The 19,488-nt window shown below is 70.1% G+C and carries 14 protein-coding genes, 1 pseudogene and 1 riboswitch; of the genes and pseudogenes, 8 read left to right on the top strand and 7 right to left on the bottom strand.

What is annotated here, in order from left to right:
• Positions 1-34 precede the first annotated feature (34 nt).
• Positions 35-463 carry a MarR family winged helix-turn-helix transcriptional regulator gene (locus tag A4R44_RS19890; protein ID WP_067582671.1) on the top strand — a complete coding sequence of 143 codons (429 nt, stop codon included), beginning with the start codon at positions 35-37 and terminating at the stop codon, positions 461-463.
• Here A4R44_RS19890 and A4R44_RS51760 read toward each other — a convergent pair.
• The 3 genes and pseudogenes from A4R44_RS51760 to A4R44_RS19875 form a co-directional block, all read right to left on the bottom strand.
• Positions 454-1,964 (bottom strand): annotated as a pseudogene (locus A4R44_RS51760) (precorrin-2 C(20)-methyltransferase). The gene A4R44_RS19890 and the pseudogene A4R44_RS51760 overlap by 10 nt on opposite strands.
• Positions 1,961-2,584, bottom strand: a complete 624-nt coding sequence (locus tag A4R44_RS19880; protein ID WP_067582668.1) for a precorrin-8X methylmutase — start codon at positions 2,582-2,584, stop codon at positions 1,961-1,963. The pseudogene A4R44_RS51760 and the gene A4R44_RS19880 overlap by 4 nt, the downstream one beginning before the upstream one ends.
• A complete protein-coding gene (locus A4R44_RS19875) occupies positions 2,581-3,705 on the bottom strand; it encodes a nitrite/sulfite reductase (RefSeq protein WP_093576271.1) in 1,125 nt (374 codons plus the stop codon). The genes A4R44_RS19880 and A4R44_RS19875 overlap by 4 nt, the downstream gene beginning before the upstream one ends.
• 96 nt (positions 3,706-3,801) lie before the next feature.
• Here A4R44_RS19875 and A4R44_RS19870 point away from each other — a divergent pair, with 96 nt between their 5' ends.
• The 5 genes from A4R44_RS19870 (at position 3,802) to A4R44_RS19850 (ending at position 11,911) form a co-directional block, all read left to right on the top strand.
• Positions 3,802-4,707, top strand: coding sequence for an ABC transporter ATP-binding protein (locus tag A4R44_RS19870; RefSeq protein ID WP_067582665.1), 906 nt, complete (start codon positions 3,802-3,804; stop codon positions 4,705-4,707).
• Positions 4,704-5,576 carry an ABC transporter permease gene (locus tag A4R44_RS19865; RefSeq protein WP_067582662.1) on the top strand — a complete coding sequence of 291 codons (873 nt, stop codon included), beginning with the start codon at positions 4,704-4,706 and terminating at the stop codon, positions 5,574-5,576. Before A4R44_RS19870 ends, A4R44_RS19865 begins: the two co-directional genes overlap by 4 nt.
• Positions 5,573-5,812, top strand: a complete 240-nt coding sequence (locus tag A4R44_RS19860; RefSeq protein ID WP_037354504.1) for a helix-turn-helix transcriptional regulator — start codon at positions 5,573-5,575, stop codon at positions 5,810-5,812. The genes A4R44_RS19865 and A4R44_RS19860 overlap by 4 nt, the downstream gene beginning before the upstream one ends.
• 67 nt (positions 5,813-5,879) lie before the next feature.
• A riboswitch (cobalamin riboswitch) is annotated at positions 5,880-5,955 on the top strand.
• Between the two features lie 52 nt (positions 5,956-6,007).
• Positions 6,008-9,613: a cobaltochelatase subunit CobN gene (gene cobN, locus A4R44_RS19855; protein WP_067582658.1), complete on the top strand. Its 3,606-nt coding sequence runs from the start codon at positions 6,008-6,010 to the stop codon at positions 9,611-9,613.
• Positions 9,614-10,690: 1,077 nt separating this feature from the next.
• Entirely contained in the window at positions 10,691-11,911 is a 1,221-nt protein-coding gene (locus tag A4R44_RS19850) for a chitinase (RefSeq protein ID WP_067582655.1), read from the top strand.
• A gap of 69 nt (positions 11,912-11,980) precedes the next feature.
• Here A4R44_RS19850 and A4R44_RS19845 read toward each other — a convergent pair whose 3' ends face one another.
• The 4 genes from A4R44_RS19845 to A4R44_RS19830 all read right to left on the bottom strand — a co-directional run bounded on the left by A4R44_RS19845 (position 11,981) and on the right by A4R44_RS19830 (position 17,011).
• The gene (locus A4R44_RS19845) at positions 11,981-13,087 is read right to left on the bottom strand and encodes a dihydrofolate reductase family protein (RefSeq protein ID WP_067582987.1); all 1,107 of its coding nucleotides are present in this window, start codon (positions 13,085-13,087) and stop codon (positions 11,981-11,983) included.
• A gap of 31 nt (positions 13,088-13,118) precedes the next feature.
• Positions 13,119-14,351 carry an aldehyde dehydrogenase family protein gene (locus A4R44_RS19840; protein WP_067582652.1) on the bottom strand — a complete coding sequence of 411 codons (1,233 nt, stop codon included), beginning with the start codon at positions 14,349-14,351 and terminating at the stop codon, positions 13,119-13,121.
• A gap of 809 nt (positions 14,352-15,160) precedes the next feature.
• Positions 15,161-15,877 carry a M50 family metallopeptidase gene (locus tag A4R44_RS19835; protein ID WP_067582649.1) on the bottom strand — a complete coding sequence of 239 codons (717 nt, stop codon included), beginning with the start codon at positions 15,875-15,877 and terminating at the stop codon, positions 15,161-15,163.
• Between the two features lie 207 nt (positions 15,878-16,084).
• On the bottom strand, positions 16,085-17,011 hold the full coding sequence (locus A4R44_RS19830) for a DNA-3-methyladenine glycosylase (RefSeq protein WP_067582646.1): 927 nt from the start codon (positions 17,009-17,011) through the stop codon (positions 16,085-16,087).
• A 165-nt stretch (positions 17,012-17,176) separates the two neighbouring features.
• Between A4R44_RS19830 and A4R44_RS19825 the strand changes: the two genes are divergently transcribed.
• Positions 17,177-17,938: a class I SAM-dependent methyltransferase gene (locus A4R44_RS19825; protein WP_067582643.1), complete on the top strand. Its 762-nt coding sequence runs from the start codon at positions 17,177-17,179 to the stop codon at positions 17,936-17,938.
• 37 nt (positions 17,939-17,975) lie between these two features.
• Positions 17,976-19,298, top strand: a complete 1,323-nt coding sequence (locus A4R44_RS19820) for a M20 family metallopeptidase (RefSeq protein ID WP_067582640.1) — start codon at positions 17,976-17,978, stop codon at positions 19,296-19,298.
• The last annotated feature ends 190 nt before the right edge of the window (positions 19,299-19,488 follow it).

Genomic DNA, 19,488 nt, shown 5'->3' with positions numbered 1-19,488 from the left:
TCTCCGAATGTATCACCGGTGATTGAATGAGGCCATGCGCGCCGCCGACCTGCACCGCCTCGCCCGCACGCTGCGCGAGATCGCACTGACCAGCACCGGGAACACCGGCGCGGACCAGGTCAACGCGGGAGAACTGGCAGTGATCGAGGACGTCTCGCGAAACCCGGGCGCGACGATCAGCGACGTGACGCGCCGGACCGGGCTGGCGCAGAGCCTCGTCTCCAGGATCACGCACCGGATGGCGGACGCGGGCATCATGCGCCTGCGGCCCGACGAGAAGGACCGGCGCAAGTCCAGGCTGGAGATCGAACCGTCCGCCCGCACGCTGTTCCGCGCTCGCGCGGACGGTTCGATCGCCTCAGCCCTCGCCGCGTTCGCACCGAAACTCAGTGCCGCACAGCGGAAAGAACTCACCCGCCACCTCGCCGAGGCGGAACGACTGCTGCGAGAAGGTCAGGAATAACTCCGCGGCGTCCACACAATCGACCGCCCGTCCGGCCCTTCCTCCGCCACTGTGCGCGACGAGCCCACAATAAGCAGGCACCGCATGTCCACAGCAGCCGGATCAAGCCCGCCCAACGTGGTAACCCGGATGTCCTCCTCCGGCCCGCCGACGTCCCGGGCCACCACCACGGGCGTTCCCGGGTCCCGGTGCCGCAGCAGAACTTCCCGCGCGTCAGCCAGCTGTGTCACCCGGGTCCGCGAAGCCGGGTTGTACAGCGCCAGCACCAGATCCGCCGCACCAGCCGCGTCCAGGCGGCGTTCGATGATCTCCCACGGCTTCAACCGGTCCGAAAGGGACAGTACGCAGTAGTCGTGCCCCAGCGGTGCCCCGACCCGCGACGCGGCCGCCTGCGCCGCCGTCACGCCGGGCACGATCCGCACCCGAGCACCGGCGCCGTTCCCAGCCGAAACCTGTTCCAGCACCGCCGAAGCCATCGCGAACACACCCGGATCCCCGGACGACACCACGGCCACTCGCGCGCCCGTCGCGGCCAGCTGCAGCGCCTCGACCGCCCGATCCGCCTCGACCCGGTTCCCCGACGCGTGCCGCTGCTGCCCCGCCCGTTGCCGAACCCGCGCGACATACGGCCCGTAGCCGACGATGTGGTCCGCCGCCGCCAGTTCCGCCGACGCTTCCGGCGTCAGCCACTCCGGCCCGGCCGGGCCGAGCCCGACGACGACCACCTCGCCGCCTGCCGCCGGAGCTGGAGCCGAAGGAGCGACCGCGGGCTCACCGTCCACTCGCGACTGATAAGCCGGACTCGGCAAGAGCGCCAAGGAAAAATACGGCACCGACTCCGGATCGACGTCCGCGAACGGCTCCACCCGCTGCTGTCCCCAGGTCGCCCGCTCGATGTACCAGGCATCGTCGAGCTTGCCCGACTCCGCGAGCGCTTCCCGCACAGAACCGAAGGTACGGCCCAATTTCAGCACCGCCGCCGCTTCGGTGTCCGCCAGCCGCCGCGCCAATTCGGGCGCTGGCAACGTTCCGGGCAGCACCGTGAGCACTTCGTCGCGCTGCACCAACGGGCGGCCGAGCACCGACGCCGCCGCGCTCACCGACGTCACGCCTGGCACCACTTCGGCCTCGAACCGTCCGGCGAGCCGCTCGTGCATGTACATGTAGGAGCCGTAGAAGAACGGATCGCCCTCGCACAACAGCACCACGTCCCGTCCGGCGTCGAGGTGCTCGGCAAGCTTTTTCGCGCTCAGCTCGTAGAAATCGGCGATCGCGCCCTCGTACCCGCCGGGATGGTCGGTGGTCTCGGTGGTGACCGGATAAACGAGCCGCTCTTNCCCTCGCGCAGATACGGTTCGGCCACCGACCGCGCGATGCTCCGCCCGTGCCGCGCGCTGTGGTAGGCGACGACGTCCGCCTCGCCGATCAGCCGCGCCGCTTTGACCGTCATCAGTTCCGGATCGCCGGGACCCAGCCCGACGCCGTACAGCCGCCCCGTCATTCGACCGCGCTCGCGATCGCGTTCACAGCGCCGACGGCCATCGCACTGCCGCCGCGCCGGCCGTGCACGACCAGGTACGGCGCGGGCGCGCGCTTCGCCAGTTCCACTTTGGACTCCGCCGCGCCGACAAACCCCACCGGCACACCGATGATCGCCGCCGGTGCGCCGACGCCCTCGTCCAGCAGCTCCAGCAACCGGAACAACGCGGTCGGCGCGTTGCCGATCGCCACCACCGAGCCGGGAAGCCGGTCTCGCCACAGCTCCAGCGCGGCGGCCGACCGCGTGGTGCCGAGCCGTTCGGCCAGGCCGGGCACGCTCGGGTCGGCCAAGGTGCACACGACGTCGTTCGCCGCGGGCAAGCGTGTGCGCGTGATGCCGCTGGCGATCATCTTCGCGTCGCACAGGATCGGCGCACCCGCCTCCAGCGCGGCACGGCCCGCCTCGACCACGTCGAGCGAGTACCGCAGGTCGTCGACCAGGTCGACCATGCCGCAGGAGTGGATCATCCGGACCGCGACGCCCGCGACGTCGCCGGGCAGGATCGCCAGGTCCGCCTCTTCGCGGATCGTGGCGAACGAGTGCCGGTAGATCTCGGCCCCGTCCCGCAGGTAGTCGATCACGAAGGTCCCTTTCTCGCCAACGCATCCGCCAACTCGGACGCCGTCCTCCAGCGTCCGTCGACACGGTAGCCGCCGGGTTCGGCGACAACGTCGCGGTGGGCGCCGGACGGTCGTCCGCACCGCCGGGCACAGCCCGAGACGTGCACCCGCTCGCCGTCCGCGACCAGTGTCGCCGCGTCCGCGCGGACGTCGGCGAGAGACTTCGCACACCCCGGCGCGCCGATGCAGGCGCTCAGCTCCGCCGTCGCCGGATCCGTCGAGAGTCCCGCCGCGTGCAGGCGTTCGACATCCGCGCCGCCGGGCAGCAGGACCGAACGCCACGGCGTGACCACGGCGTCGCCGAAGCCGGCCAGCGTGCGCAACTGAGCGGCGGTCAACTGGCCGAATCGAGGTGCGACCCCCACCGCCTCGCCGCCGTCGTCGCGCCGGATCCTCCCGACCGTCGGGTCGATCCGGCTCGGGCGCGTTCGCGGCATCTCCCGAGCACCGTCCGGCAGCAGCGTCGAAGGATCGGCCAGTTCCCCGATCCGCCATGCCTGCCCGCGCGTCCGCGCAAACGTTTCCGCCACCGTGAGCAACGCGGACACCGCCTCGTCCCGCGGCACCAGCCAGCCGGAATCAACGCCCGCCAGCAGCACCGCCCCGGTCATCGGACCGATCGCGCGCCAGCACACATCCGTGCCCACCACGTCGCCGCGCCCGTCGTCGAAACCGAACAGGAACCGTCCCGGCAACTCGGCGAGTTCCGGCTGGGCGCACAACGCCCGATCCAGCGTCACGGACAACCCCCGGACATCGGCGAGCCCGCCCCGTACCCCGCTCAACGGCGAGGCCAGCACGTTCCGCACGCGTTCGTGGCTGGGCGAGGGCAACAACCCCGCTCCCGTCAGCCGTGCGGCCAAGCCCGGCCGGTGCACGCCGCGCAGCTGGACGTTCGCTCGCGAGGTCAGGTGGACGTCGCCGTCGCCGAGGTCTTCCGCACAGGTTGCCAACGCCCGCAACCGATCCGCGGTCACCACGCCGCCGGGAAGCCGGACCCTGGCGAGCGGCCCGTCGGCCGCGTCGTGCGTCGCGAAGACTCCGGGGCAGGCGTCGGCGCGCACGCGGGCAGGGCTGGACATGGCGCTCACTGTAACCCGCGGCTGGTTTAACAGGCTTGCGATCATATGTAGTACGTCTGCTACATTTCATCGCACAGGCAGGATGGGGGACATCTCATGAGAGATCCAGCGGACACCGTGCTCCGCGTCGAAGGCTTGCGCATGCGCTACGGCGCGAACGACGTGCTGCACGGCACGTCGTTCACCGCGCACCGCGGCGAGGTGCTGTGCCTGCTCGGCCCAAACGGGGCTGGCAAGACCACGACGATCGAAATCCTTGAGGGGTTCCGCATGCGATCCGCCGGCGAGGTGTCGGTGCTGGGCACCGACCCGGCGCGCGGCGGCGAGGACTGGAGGGCGCGGCTGGGGGTCGTCCTGCAGTCCTGGCGCGACCACGGGAAATGGCGCGTGCGCGAACTGCTCGACCTCCTCGGGTCGTTCTACTCGCCGTACTCCACCGACCGGATCCGCCGTCCGTGGGACACCGGCGAGCTGATCGAGGCGGTTGGGCTCAGCGAGCACGCGGGCAAGAAGATCCGGATGCTCTCCGGCGGGCAGCGGCGCAGGCTGGACGTGGCGATCGGCATCGTCGGCCGTCCCGAACTGCTGTTCCTCGACGAGCCGACCGCCGGGTTCGATCCGCGGGCGCGGCGCGACTTCCACGAGCTCGTGCACCGCCTCGCCGACGACGACACGACGATCCTGCTCACCACGCACGACCTCGACGAGGCCGAGAAGCTCGCCGACCGGATCCTGGTCCTGAGCGGCGGCCACATCGTCGCCGACGGATCGCCGGACCAGCTGAGCAGGCAGATCGCCGGCGAGGCCGAGGTGCGCTGGACGGTCGGCGGACAGCGGTTCGTGCACTCGACCACGGAGGCGACGAAATACGTGTACGAGTTGTTCAAACAGCACGGCGAAGCGGTCGCCGACCTGGAGGTCCGGCGCGCGTCGCTGGAGGACACCTACCTGACGCTCGTGCAGCGCGCGGAGTCCGGGATGGCCGCGGCAGGGGCGCGATGACGGCGTCGGGGCAGCGAGTCGCGGCGCGGGCCGGCCTCCACCGCGGTCTCGTCGAATTCCGCCAGCAATGGACGAACCGGGACGACCTGATCGGCCAGGTCGCCTGGCTGGCGATGATCTTCGGCACGCTCTTGTTCATGCGCGGCGCGCAGTTGCCGGGCACCTCGTTTTCGCTGGGTGCCGCGACGGTGCCGAGCGTGATCGGCGCGGGCCTCGTGTTCAACGGCATGTCCGCCGTAGCCGGGGCGCTGATCGTCGACCGCGAGGACGGCACATTGCTGCGGGCGAAGGCGACGCCGAACGGCATGCTCGGCTACCTCATCGGCAAGATCACGACGTTCTCGATGGTGCAGGTCGCGAGCATCGTCGCGCTGCTGGTGCCCGCGCTGTTCCTGTTCGACGGGCTGGCCCCGGACGGGTTCTTCTCCATCCTGAACCTGGTGTGGGTGCTCGCCGCGGGCCTGGTCGCGACCATGCCGATCGGCGCGGCGATCGGCTCGCTGATCCAGGATTCGCGGATGATGGCCCTGGTCATGCTGCCGATGCTCGGGCTCGGCGCGATCTCCGGCATCTTCTACCCGATCACCGCGCTGCCGGGCTGGCTGCAGGGCGTCGGGCAGGTGTTCCCGATGTACTGGCTCGGGCTCGGCATGCGCTCGGCGCTGCTGCCCGGCCAGGCGGTCGTCGTCGAAATCGGGCAGTCGTGGCGGCCGTGGGCGACCCTGGGGGTGCTGCTCGCGTGGGCCGTGATCGGATTGGTGCTGGCCCCGATCCTGCTGAAGCGGATGGCCCGGCGCGAATCGGGGTCGTCGGTGGCGGCGCGACGGGNCGACGGGAAAGGGCACTTCAGCGTGTGTGAGGCGCGGTGAGCGAGAACGTCTACAACCGCATCGCGGTGCTCCGCGCCGAACGCGGCATCTCGCGGCGGCAGCTCGCGGACGCGCTCGGCGTGCACTACCAGACCATCGGGTACCTGGAGCGCGGCGAGTACAGCCCGAGCCTTTACCTGGCGTTGCGGATCGCGGAGTTCTTCGAGGTCGCGGTGGAGGTGCTGTTCTCCACCGCGCCCTTCCCCCGGATCGGGGACGAAAGCAAGCCCGCATGAGGGTCTGCTCACCTTGACGACGCGGGTGCGCCCGGCGAGAGTAAGAGCGCACACGCGTCGGCACGCGGAGGAACCCGGTGGAAATCCGGGGCGGTCCCGCCACTGTGACCGGCGGCCCCGCGGCCGCCGGCAGCCAGGAACTCCCGCCGGCGACACCGTCGACCCGGGGCGCGGACACCCCGAGTGAGGAACGCCGTGATCCTGCTGCTGTCCACTTCGGACACCGACCTGCTCAGCGCCCGGGCCAGCGGAGCGGACTACCGGCTCGGCAATCCGTCCCGGCTGCCGCTGCGGGAGCTGCCCGGACTGGCCGATGGCGCGTCGATCGTCGTCGTCCGGATCCTCGGCACGCCGCGGACCTGGCAGGAAGGCCTCGACACGCTGCGCGCGTCCGGTGCGCACGTGATCGTGCTCGGCGGCGAGCAGACGCCGGACGCGGAGCTGATGAAGCTCTCCACCACTCCCGCCGGAATCGCCGCGCAAGCGCATCTGTATCTCGCGCAGGGCGGTCCGGAGAACCTCACGCAGCTGCACCGGTTCCTGTCCGACACCCTGCTCCTGACCGGCGAAGGCTTCGAGCCGCCCGCCGAACTGCCTTCGTGGGGCGTGCTTTCGCGGCCCGCTCCCGCGGGTGACGGCCCGGTCATCGGGATCCTCTACTACCGCGCGCATCATTTGTCCGGGAACACCGGCTTCGTGCACGCTTTGGCCGACGCGGTCGAGTCCGCGGGCGGCCGTGCGTTGCCGATCCACACCGCGTCCCTGCGCACGCGCGCGCCGGAGATGATGGCTGAGCTGGGCAAGGTCGACGCCCTGCTGGTCACCGTGCTGGCGGCGGGCGGCACCCGTCCGTCGGAAGCCGGGGCCGGCGGGGACGACGAATCGTGGGACGTCGCGGAAATGGCCGCGCTGGACGTGCCGGTGCTGCAGGCGTTGTGCCTGACCAGCGACCGCGAAACCTGGTCCGCCAGCGACGACGGCCTGTCCCCGCTCGACGCGGGCAACCAGATGGCGGTACCCGAATTCGACGGCCGGATCATCACGGTCCCGTTCTCCTTCAAGGAATTCGACGACGACGGCCTCCCCCGCTACCTCGCCGACGCCGAGCGCGCCTCCCGCGTCGCGCGCATCGCCCTCGCGCACGCCCGGCTCCGCCACACCCCGCCTGCTTCCCGCCGGATCGCCCTGATGCTGTCCGCGTACCCGACGAAGCACTCGCGCGTCGGCAACGCCGTCGGCCTCGACACCCCCGCTTCGGCGATCAAACTCCTGCGCCTCATGCGCGACCGCGGCTACGACCTCGGCCCCGACGCTTTCCCCGGCGTCGACCCGACCGGCACCGACCAGCCGGACGGCGACGCCTTGATCCACGCCCTGATCGCCGCGGGCGGCCAGGATCCCGAATGGCTCACCGAGGAACAGCTCTCCGGCAACCCGATCCGCGTCCCCGCCGCCCGCTACCGCTCGTGGTTCGCCGCGCTTCCCGCGGAATTGCGGGAGGCGATGGAACAACATTGGGGCCCCGCACCGGGTTCGCTGTATGTCGACACGTCGGCGAACCCCGAGGGCGACATCGTGCTGGCGTCGCTGCAGTCCGGCAACGTCATCCTGATGATCCAGCCGCCGCGCGGATTCGGCGAAAACCCGGTCGCGATCTACCACAACCCGGACCTGCCGCCGAGCCACCACTACCTCGCCGCCTACCGCTGGCTGGAAGAGGAATTCGGCGCGCACGCCGTCGTCCATCTCGGCAAACACGGTTCGCTGGAATGGCTGCCCGGCAAGACCGCCGGCCTCTCGGCCGCCTGCGCTCCCGACGCCGTACTGGGCAATCTGCCGTTGGTGTACCCGTTCCTGATCAACGACCCCGGCGAAGGAGCGCAAGCGAAACGCCGCGCGCACGCGACCATCGTGGACCACCTGGTCCCGCCCATGGCCCGCGCCGAGTCCTACGGCGACCTGGCCCGGCTTGAGCAGTTGCTGGACGAACACGCCAACATCGCCGCGATGGACCCGGCGAAGCTCCCGGCGATCCGCGCGCAGATCTGGACCCTCATCCAGGCCGCGAAACTCGACCACGACCTGGGCATCGAGGAACGCCCGCACGACGCCGAGTTCGACGATTTCCTGCTGCACATCGACGGCTGGCTGTGCGAGGTCAAGGACGCCCAGATCCGCGACGGCCTGCACATCCTGGGCGAGGCTCCGGTCGGCGAGGCCCGCGTCAACCTGGTCCTGGCGATGCTCCGGGCCCAGCAAATGTGGGGCGGCAAGCAAGGCGCGGTCCCCGGCCTCCGCTCCGCCCTGGGGCTGAAGGAAAACTCGGACGCCCCGCTGTCCGAAGTAGACGCCATCGAAACCACCGCCCACACGCTGGTTTCCGCCATGGAGACCCAGTCGTGGTCCCCCGCGTCGGTTTCTTCCGTCGTCACCGGCGTGCTGGGCTCCCCCGACGCCGAAGTCGCCCGCGTCCTGACCTTCGCCGCCACCGAGATCGTCCCTCGCCTGGCCGGCACCTCGTCCGAAGCAGACGCGGTCTTGCACGCCCTGGACGGCGGCTACATCCCCGCCGGCCCCAGCGGCTCCCCCTTGCGCGGCTTGGTCAACGTCCTGCCGACCGGCCGGAACTTCTACACCGTGGACCCGAAGGCCGTCCCCAGCCGCCTGGCCTGGGAAACCGGCCAGGCCCTGGCGGACTCCCTGCTCCGCCGCTACCGCGAAGACACCGGCGACTGGCCGCGGTCCGTCGGCCTCTCGGTGTGGGGCACCTCCGCCATGCGCACCTCCGGCGACGACGTCGCGGAAGTCCTGGCGTTACTGGGAATCCAGCCGGTCTGGGACGAAGCCTCCCGCCGCGTGACCGGCATCGAACCCATCCCGCTGTCCGAACTGGGCCGCCCGCGGATCGACGTGACAGTCCGCATCAGCGGTTTCTTCCGCGATGCCTTCCCGCACGTCATCACCCTGCTGGACGACGCCGTCCGCCTGGCCGCCTCCCTGGACGAACCCGAATCCGCCAACTACGTCCGCGCCCACGTCAACGCGGACCTGGCCGCCCACGGCGACAACCGCCGCGCCACCACTCGCATTTTCGGCTCCAAACCAGGTGCCTACGGAGCCGGCCTGCTCCCGCTGATGGACTCCGGAAACTGGCGCGACGACAAGGATCTAGCCGAGGTCTACGCGGTCTGGGGCGGCTTCGCCTACGGCCGAGACCTGGACGGGCGCCCCGCTCGCGAGGACATGGAATCGTCGTACAAACGCATTGTCGTGGCCGCGAAGAACACCGACACCCGCGAACACGACATCGCCGACTCGGACGACTATTTCCAGTATCACGGCGGAATGATCGCCACCGTCCGCGCCCTGACCGGCTCCGCGCCCGCGTCCTACGTCGGCGACTCCACCACCCCCGACGCCGTCCGCACCCGCACGCTGGGCGAAGAAACGGCCCGCGTCTTCCGCGCCCGGGTCGTGAACCCGCGCTGGCTGTCCGCGATGCGCCGCCACGGTTACAAGGGCGCCTTCGAACTCGCGGCGACCGTGGACTACCTCTTCGGCTTCGACGCCACCGCGGGTGTTGTGGGCGACTGGATGTACGAGAAGCTGTCGCAGTCCTACGTTCTGGACGAGGAAAACCAGCAGTTCCTGCGAGACGCGAACCCGTGGGCGTTGCGGGGAATCATCGAACGCCTGACGGAAGCCGCGGATCGCGGATTGTGGGAAGAGCCGGACCCGGAACTGATGGCCCAGATGCGTGAGGTTTATCTGAGTTTGGAAGGCGATCTGGAGAACGACTGAGCCCGTTGTGCCGGGTTGCGGGCCGACCCGGGCACAACTACACGGCTGAATCGTCCAGCGCTTTTCGAGCCGCACCGCGGGCCCGTCCGGGCAGGCGGCTCGGCGGGGTTGCCTCCCTGCCTGCGGGATCATGGCTCCGCTGAGCGCTCTCCTACGGCTTTGCAGCACTTTCGCCGTCCCAGACGACCAACCCACACAGCACCTCGACGCAGATCCGACAGCCGTCGCACGGCACTTCCGCCATGCCATTGGCCAGCCGTTCAATGCCTCGACAACACCGCGGTGTCCAAGTCCTTCCACCGCCGACCCACCCAACGCCGTTCCCGCCACCGCCACACAGCACTCCCGCCACCGGCGCGGCAGTGGGGACGCGCTCGGCCACACAGCACTCCCGCACCCGCCACGCAGCACTCCCGCACCTCGCCACACAGCACTCCCGCCACCGGCGCGGCAGTGGGGACGCGCACGGCCACGCAGCACTCCCGCACCCCGCCACGCAGCACTCCCGCACCCGGCCAGCCCACCCAGCACCATGACGCAGCCCCCGCTCCGTCGTCGCGCCTCCCCTTCGGCCGCACCCACTGGACCAACCGCGTCCGCAGCCGCCCGCCCCCGTGAACGTCCGCCGGAACAGCACCCCACCATCCTCGCCCTACCGCCAAGCCCGCCCCGCCCAGCCCCGCCACCACCACTGCTCGCGCCACCACCACTGCCCACCACCACTGCCCACGCCACCACCGCCCACCGCCACTGCCCCCGCCACCACTCGCCGCACCGCCCGAACTTCCCTCGCCGAGCAGTCGCCACGCTCCCCGACCGGCCTCCCCTGCCCGCGCCTGCCCAGTCCAACCGCACCGTCACCGTCTCCCCCTCTCCCCAGCGGACCACTCGCCCCCGCGGTCCGCGTCCCTTTGCGCGGAACCGTTGCGCCGCAAGGGTGAACCCGCCGCAGCGAATTCCGGCATACCTCCCGAACCAGCCCCCCGCCGGACAAGAGCAGCCGACCGCACCTTGACTTCATAATGGTCTAGTCCAATGCTTACGGCAGTCATTTTCCGAATGCTCGCCGGAGGACAGATGCAGCGAAGCAGACTGGCCGCCACACTCGTCGCCGCCGCTACCGTGGCCGGGGCAGCTGCCGTCGTGGCCGCGACCGCGCACGCACAGACCGGGACGTCGACCGGCCTCGACAACAACTGGTACGCCGCCGCGCCGTACCTCATGCCGCAGAGCAACAACCCGCCCGACCCGGTGACCGTCATGAACGCGACCGGGCAGAAAGCGTTCCAGCTGGCTTTCATCCTCGCGCCCAAGAGCGGCGGATGCAGCCCCACCTGGGACGGCACCTCGCCGGTCTCCTCGGACACGACCGTCGGCGACGCGATCAACCGCATCCGCGGCAACGGCGGCGACGTGTCAGTTTCGGTCGGCGGCTACGGCGGCACGAAACTGGGCCAGACCTGCGGCACCGTCGACGCGACCGCCGCGGCCTACCAGCAGGTCGTCGCGAAGTACAACCTGAAGGCCATCGACTTCGACCTCGAAGAACCCGAGTACGAAGACACCGCGGCCATCGCGAACGAACTCGGTGCCGCGAAGAAACTCCAGGCGGACAACCCCGGCCTGTTCGTCTCGGTGACCATGCCGGGAACCGCGGCGGGCACCGGCTGGTTCGGCACCCAGCTGCTGGACCAGGCGAAGTCGATCGGCTTCTCTCCCAACAACTTCTCGATCATGCCGTTCGACGGCGGCTTCAACGGCGGCGGCGCGTCGCAGGTGTCGGCGCTCGAAGCGTTCCACGGCCTGCTGCAAAGCCACCTCGGCTGGGACAGCGACACCGCGTATGCACACGAGGGTTTCTCGGGAATGAACGGGAAATCCGACACGTCGGAATACTTCAATATTTCCGATTTCCAGACGGTGTATGACTACGCGACGAGCCACCACCTCGGCCGGTTCACTTTCTGGGCGGTCAACCGCGACCGGCAATGCACGACGACGACCGACAACAGCGTGTGCTCGAACGTCCAGCAAAACGACTGGGATTTCACGAAGTTCACCACCCGGTTCGCCGGCGCGACCCCGCCGCAGACCACTCCGCCGACGAGCCCGACCAGTCCGACCAGCAATCCCCCGGGGACCTGCTCGGCACCGGAATGGCAGAAAACGCAGGTTTACACCGGCGGCACCCTGGTTTCGCACAACAGCCACAAATGGACCGCCAAATGGTGGACCCAGGGCGAGGAACCCGGCACGACCGGCCAGTGGGGCGTCTGGACCGACAACGGAGGCTGCTGATTTTCCCGATCGGGCGCGGCGACGCGGATTCCGTGCCGCGGCGCCCGATCCGTCAGCCGCGTTGAGAAATCACGGACGAACGCCGGGCAGGTGGGTATTCGCCCGGCGGACTTCCGAAGCCAGCGCAGGCACCTCGATCACCCGTCGTCCGGCCGCGACAAGCCGCTCGACCCCCTCCGCCTCGACGAACAACGAGGGCTCCCGCCAGGCCATCACCACGCGCGGAATGGCGGTTTCGAGGATCAGCTGCGTGCAGCTTTGGGGGTGGGACGCGCGATCGCTGCACGGTTCGAGCGAGCTGTACATGGTCGCGCCGGCCAGTCGCGGGTCGTGCGGATCCAGCTTCGCCAGCGCGGCTTCTTCCGCGTGGTTGCGCGGATCGCCTTCTCCTGAATGCCCGGTGGCAAGCACCGTCCCGTCCGGCAGCCCGACGACCGCACCGACTCGAAACGTCGAACTCGGCGGGCATTCGTCGGCAAGCTCGATGGCCTGCCGCAACCGCAGCAGATCAAGCGACGACGGTTCAGCCGCGGCGCGGTACCGCAGCACCGCAACCTCTCCGAGCCGCCGCACTTCCGTCAGTTCCAGCGGCCGCGGGAACGCGCCCGGCCCGAGAAACCGCGGCGCGCGCGGGTCGCCGACCATGATCGGCGCGATCGCGAGCCGGAGTTCGTCGGCGAGCCCGGCGTCGAGGAACTGCGTGTGCACTGCCCCGCCGCCCTCGACGAGCAGCGTCCGGATCCCGCGCGCGCCGAGGTCGTCCAGTACGTGCTCTAGCCGTGGCGGACTGCCGACCTCCACGACAGTCGCGACCGCGCTCAAGCTGTCCGCGCTGCCTCGCGGCGCGTAGACGAGCTTCTCGGTGTCGCCGAAGGTGAAGAACCGCGACGCCGGATCCAGCTTGCCGCTGCTCGTGACCGTCACCTTGACCGGTTGTTCCGGCCGCCCCGCCGCGACCCGCTCGCGGCGGAGTTCGGCGGAGCGCACGAGGAGCCGCGGGTTGTCGGCCCGCACCGTGCCCGCGCCGACGAGGATCGCGTCGGCCTCGGCGCGGAGCCGGTCGACCTCCGCGAAGTCGTCCTCGTTGGACAGGAGCAGACGGGTGCTGCCGGCGTCGTCGAGGTAGCCGTCCAGCGATTGCGCCGCGGACAGCAGGACGTGCGGCCGTCCGGTCATCGTGCTCATCCGGTCATCGTGCTCCAGCCAGTCAGCCGGGGATCACGGCGTACTGACGTACGTACAAGTCGGTGTACGTCACCGGCCCGCGCGGCCCCGGCACCCGGTCGAGGTTGATGCCGGTTTCGGGCACCGCGAGCAGCTTGAAGCCGTCCAGCAGCCGGGTCGGCGCGTTCCAGAAGACGCCCGTGCCGGTGTAGCCGTCGAAGAACTGCTCCGCGGCCGCCGGGTTCTCGGTCGCGATCCCCGCGGCGAGCCCGGACGTGCGCTCGTTCGCGATCTCGACCGCGTCGACGAGCCCGCCGACCTTCTCCACGGTGACGGTCGCCTCCCGCTCGGAGTCCAGCGCCCACTCGTAGCCGATCGGATGCTCGTGCGGCGCGAGCGAGGGCGTGACGCCGCGCTCGGCCAGCGCCGACTCGATCTGCGGCCACACCGTGTCGTGCACGTCCTCGTGGATCAGCAGCAGGTTCAGCCGGTTGCAGACGCCGAGCCGGTCAAGACTCGAGAACACGAGGTCACGAACCTTGCCCGCATCCGCCGCGGCGTCGACGTACAGCACTCCGCCGCCATCGGCGTGCGCCAACGTGCGCACCCCGTGCACCGCGGCCTCGGTCGCCAGCGCGCGCGTGCTGTCGCCGCTGCCGCGCAGGATGACGAGCGGCACGAGCCCGGGCAGCCGAACCAGCGCCGACGCCGCTTCCCGCTCCACGCGCGGCACCAGCTGCACGACGTCCGGATTGATCCCGGCGGCGGCGAGCGCGGGCGCGATCACGACGTCCCGCAACCGCTGCGCCGAGCCCAGCGCCGCCGACCCGGTCCGCAGCACGCCGCCGTTGCGCGACTTGACCAGCTGCGACGCCACGTCGACCGTCACGTTCGGCCGCGCCTCGTAGTTCGCGCCGATGACGCCCACCGGACGCCGCCGTTCGACCAGCCGCAGCCCACCGTCCAACGTGGACACGTCGACGGACCGCTCCTGGTGCGGCGCGCCGGCCAGCAGCCGCAGCTGCGCGGCCATCCCGTCGAGCCGCTCGGGCGTGATGGTGAGCCGATCGAGCAGACCGGCGCTCATCCCGTCGGCCGTAGCCTTGGCGACGTCGGCCCGGTTCGCCTCAAGCACCTCGTCCCGGTGCGCGACGAGCCGCTCCGCCATCCCGACGAGCGCCGCGTCCACCGCGTCGTCCCCGGCGGCAGCCAACGACGGCGCAGCCGCCTTCGCCGCCCGCGCACACTCCTCGACGGCCTTCGCGACCTCGTCCATCGCCTGTCTCCCTCCGGCGGCTCAGCAGACGTCCAGTCTGCCGTACCGCCCACATGGGGAGACGACGGGCTCAGCCCTCGGGACACCCGCGGCACCGGCCTCCTGGTCGGCGACATGGTCGACAACGCCGCCGCTCACGACCGCAGCGGCCCAGCCTGCGGCCCGCCGCCACTGGCACGGACGCATGCCCCGCCAAGCATCCGCGCCGCCAGAGCACAGGCCCGCGATCGCACCGTGACGCCGTCGCGCTGCCCGCCTGGCTAGCCGACCAACGCCCCAGCGGCCGTCCAGCCACCAGACACTTCGCGGCACCGTCGGGCCTAGTGACCGGCCAGCAAGCCGCAGCAGAGCCAACCACCCACCGACGTCAACCGACGCAGCCCGCAGCTTGCCCGCTCCACCACGCTCAACGGCCAGAGCACCAGCTCATGCGACCCGGCGGCCAACCCCCGCTCGACCGCAGTTCAGCACCCGCGACACAGTCCACACAGCCCGACCCACCGGCCTCGCTGCCAACCACCAGCAGCCCCACCCGCCCATCGGGTGCGCTGCCAACCACCGGCCGTTTCGGCCAGCTATCGGCCGCTTCGCCCAGCTGCGGCCGCTCTGCCCAGCCATTGGCCACTCTGCGTGCCCACTGGCCGCCCAGCCCAGCTGTCGACCGATCCGCCGCAGTCCCGCCGTCCGCGGACCTCACCGCCGAACCACCACCGGCTCCGCCGCAACCCAGCGCCCCCGAGCCGTCGCACGACGCCGCCGAGCCGCCAGTTCGCGCCACCGCGCCGCAAGCCAGAACCGCAGCGACCACGTCATAACGCCAACGGCTGCAGCAACCACAACCCGCCCGCAATCACGCAGCTCGCTGTGAGCACGCCGAACACCAGCACCCACAACACCGCGGGCACAGCGGTCAACCGGCTCAGCTGATCGGCGTCGGAGTCCCGCGCCTGGCCACGCCGCCGTTTGAGCTGAAGCTCCACCACCGGCCGAACCCCGCCGAACAGCAGGAACCAGGTCAGCAGATACACGAACGGTGCCTGCACCATCTTCGGCGCGACCAGGGCCACCAGCCCGAGCACGACGGCGCTCGCCACCACCGTGAACACGCCGTAGGCGTTGCGCACCATGATCAGCACGCCCAGCAGCAGCAACGCGACCAGCACGAGCACCGTGGTGATTAGGTCGGCCCCGACCAGGCTCGCGAACAGCAGTCCCAGGACCGACGGCGCGACGTATCCGGCCAAGGCGGTAAACGCCATGCCCGGTCCCTCAGGCTTGCCGCGCGACACGGTGACACCGGAGGTGTCCGAGTGCAGCCGGATCGACCGCAGCCGCCGTCCGACCGTCACCGCGGCCAGCGCATGGCCTGCCTCGTGCACGATCGTGATGACGTTGCGGGCGAACCGCCACGGCGTCCCGCCGGCCAGGACGACCAGCAACGCGATCCCGCCGGTGACCAACGTGATGACACTCGGCGTGTTCGCCTGTTCCAGCGCCGCGCCGACTGTCCCAGTGCCCGCTGCCATGGCCGCACCGGAGATTTCTCCGGTGCCCGGTCGAGCACTGAGCACAGTCGAGACGGCGAGTGCAGACGTAATCACGCGGACACCTCACCACAGGCCCTATTTGGCTGCGGTGAGAGCCCAGGCAACACCCGTCGACCACGATTCGGTATGGGCGCGGCTTCATTCCATGACGTCCCCCTCCTGCCGATCCGCGACTTCACGCACCGCTCAGTCCGCCACCTCCCCGGACACCGACGCCCCCAGCCGATCAAGCCGGAACAGATGGACGGCCCACGACCGATACGGACGCCAATCCTCAGCCAACGGCTCAAGCTCGTCCGGCGGCGTGTCGGGAGGCAATGCGTACTCCGCACACAGAATCTGGTGGAGCTGGGTGTCCAGGCGGGGGAAGAGATCGGGATGCCCCGCACCGTGCAGCAGGATGTGCTCGGCGGAGAACGCTCCGATGCCCGGGATAGCACACAGCCGGCTCATCGCGTCGGGGATCGGCAGCGCCAGCAGCTCTTCGGCGTCCAGGCGGCCGTCGACAGCTGCCCGGGCGACAGCTCGAAGGCGCGCGAGCCGGAACGGCCCCACCGACGGTTCGTCGCCCAGCTTGGCCAGAATCTGCGGCGAGGGAAAGGAAAACGGGCCGTCTTCGCCCACCTGACAGCCATGCCGCAGAGCGAGCTGCTCGTGAAATCGCCGCGCTTGCTGGGCCCGCATTCCTTGCGTGAGCACGGCCCAGCAGGCTGCTTCATACAGCGACGGAAACAGCACGGGGCGCGCTCCGCTGTGGCGGGCGTGCAGCCGCCGGACCACCGAGTCCCGGCTCGCGACCTCGGCGAACCCGGATTCGTCGACATCGAGCGAAAGCATCCGGCGCACCTGCGCGACCACCCGCGCGGCGATCTCCACCGGCGCCGCCACTCCGACTTCGACCGTGCCCGGGGATCTCTGCCGGATCGCGGCCCCGGCATGGGTCCAGGTCCCCTCCACCGGGAACGCCATCCGCAGCACGCCCGGTTCGGCGGCGAAGGACCCCGCCGGGCCCGCCCCGGCGAGCCACCGCGCGGCGGCGCTCAGGTCGAAGGCCCCGTGCACGGCGATCTCACCGGTGGGCAGGTCGATCGGACGCAGGATCGGTGCGGTCATCAGTCAGTCCTCCTCGCTGGTCTCCGCGAGTCGGAGACCATGCGGACGACGTTAGGAACAGGCACCGACAATGCCAGGCCTCGAACGCTTGATCGGACAGATCTTCACTCGAACGAGTGCGGCACTGATGCCGCATACTGCCGGTATCCCACCGAGAGGACCTCCGTGCCGCACCACAGCACCCAGCAACGGCTCACCGATCTGCTCAGCGAGCCGGCCACGACAGCCGACGGCTTCCTCGACACGCTCGGCGACGCGGCCCAGGCCGGCCCGCCCACCGGGCTCACTCAGCGACTTATGCGCACCACGCTGCTGCCGCAGGTCTACGAACGCTACTGGCGGCCCGTACTCGGCCGCGTACTCAAAGGCCCCAGCGGCCCGAGCATGGCCGTCGAGGTCGTGCTTGCCTCCGAACAGCTCGCGCTGCAGCCGGGTCAGGTCGTGCTCGACGTCGCGTGCGGAACCGGCCGGTTCACGCGCGCGTTCGGGGACGCGGTGGGCCCGGACGGGCTCGTGATCGGACTGGACGGCGCACGCAGCATGCTTTCGCGCGCGGTCGAAGAAACCGATTCGCCAGCCGTGGCCTACCTTCGCGCCGACGCGGTCGAACCGCCGCTGCTTTCCTCCACTGTGGACGCTGTTTGCTGTTTCGCCGCCCTGCATATGTTCGCCGAGCCGGAACGCGCGCTCGATTCATTCGCCCGGGTTCTGCGGCCCGGCGGCCGGATCGTCCTGCTCACCAGTGCCCGCCGGGACTGCCAGCTGGCCCGGATCGCCGATACCGCAGGAGGAATCGTCAGCGGGCAACGCATGTTCGACCGTGGGGAAATCGCGAGCAGCTTGCGTGCGCGTGGCTTCGACGAGGTGCGCGAGCAGTACTTCGGTGTCGCCCAACTCGTCTCCGGTCGGCTGTCCGACGTGCGGTGATCCATTTCTGTCGGGGTTCGGAGTTAGCATTCCCCGCATGACCCACGCCGCACCTGTCCCACCCGACGACAGCCACCTCCGTTCCCTCATCGAAGCCACCGCCGATGCCGTGACTACTGCAGAACCGCTCAGCTCCGACTACGCCGGGGCTGACGCGGAAACCCGTGCTGCGGTTGACGAAGAAGTGCGTGCCCGCGCGAGCGACCTCGTCGCGCTCAGCCAGGATCTGCACGCACATCCGGAAGAAGGGTTCGCTGAACACCGGTCAGTCGGCGCACTCGCCGAGTTGCTGCTCGCCCATGGACACGAAGTGACCGTCGGGCTCGGCGGGCTGGACACCGCCTTGCGCACCGGGACTCCGGACAACGGCGGGCCGCACATCGCGGTTCTGTCCGAGTATGACGCGCTGCCCGGATTGGGGCATGGCTGCGGACACAATGTTATTTGCACTGCGGGAGCAGGCGGATTCCTCGGTGCGGCAGCAGTGGCCGAACGACTCGGCGGACGTGTGTCACTGGTGGGCACTCCAGCGGAGGAAGGCGGTGGCGGCAAGGAAACGCTCGCGCGAGCTGGGGTCTTCGACGATGTCGACGCGGTGATCATGCTGCACCCGTTCAGCCACGACATCGCGTTGCACCCGTTCCTCGGCAGGCGACAGCTCGAAATGGTGTTCCACGGCGTCGGCGCACACGCATCGGCGCAGCCGTTCATGGGACGCAACGCGCTCGACGCGGCGGTGGCGGCCTACCAGGGAGTGTCCGCGCTGCGACAACAGCTGCCGTCGAGCGACCGAGTGCACGGCATCTTCACCGACGGCGGTGCGCGGCCGAACGTGATCCCTGCCCGCGCGGCTCTCTTGTTCTACCTCCGGTCGGCGAATCCCGACACGCTGCGCGACTTGGCCAGCCGGATCACCGCGATCGCCCACGGCGCGGCGGAAATGACTGGCTGCGGGGTGGAATTGCACTGGGATGAGCAGCCGGCGTACCTGCCGATCCGGTTCAACACGACGCTGGCCGGGCGATGGTCGGTCAATCAGCAGGGCACTGGGCGGAAACCGTTGCCGCCGGGCATCGTGCCGGAGTTCCTGACCGGAAGCACGGACCTCGGGAATTTGTCTTTCCGGATGCCCGCACTGCACCCGATGATCGCGGTGTCCGGACCGACGGTCGCCTTGCACACCAAGGAATTCGCTGAGGCTGCCGGATCGCCGACGGGTGATCAGGCGGTAGTCGACGGCGCGCTGGGGTTGGCCCTGACTGCCGCCGACTATCTCGCCGACGCGGAACTGCGCGAAGCCGTGCACGACGAGTTCGAGGCATCGGGAGGGGCGCTGGACGTGCCGAGTTTCTTTGACTGACAGGTGTTGAGACGGCGGATGATGACGGCCAGGAGGTTGGAAAGGAGGTGCGCCGCGGCCGGTTTGACGGATTGGGTTGAAGCTTTGGACGGTTTGGGCTGACGCTGCGCCAGTAGCGGGGACTAGCACCGGCGGGCTCATTGTCCGGCACGGCACGGCACGGCACGGCACGGCACGGCACGGCACGGCA

Origin of the sequence: Amycolatopsis sp. M39 (assembly GCF_001651785.1) — a bacterium.
Lineage (GTDB): Bacteria > Actinomycetota > Actinomycetes > Mycobacteriales > Pseudonocardiaceae > Amycolatopsis > Amycolatopsis rubida.
Note: the sequence above shows the minus strand (reverse complement) of the source record. Positions and strands in the feature narration are given on the sequence as shown.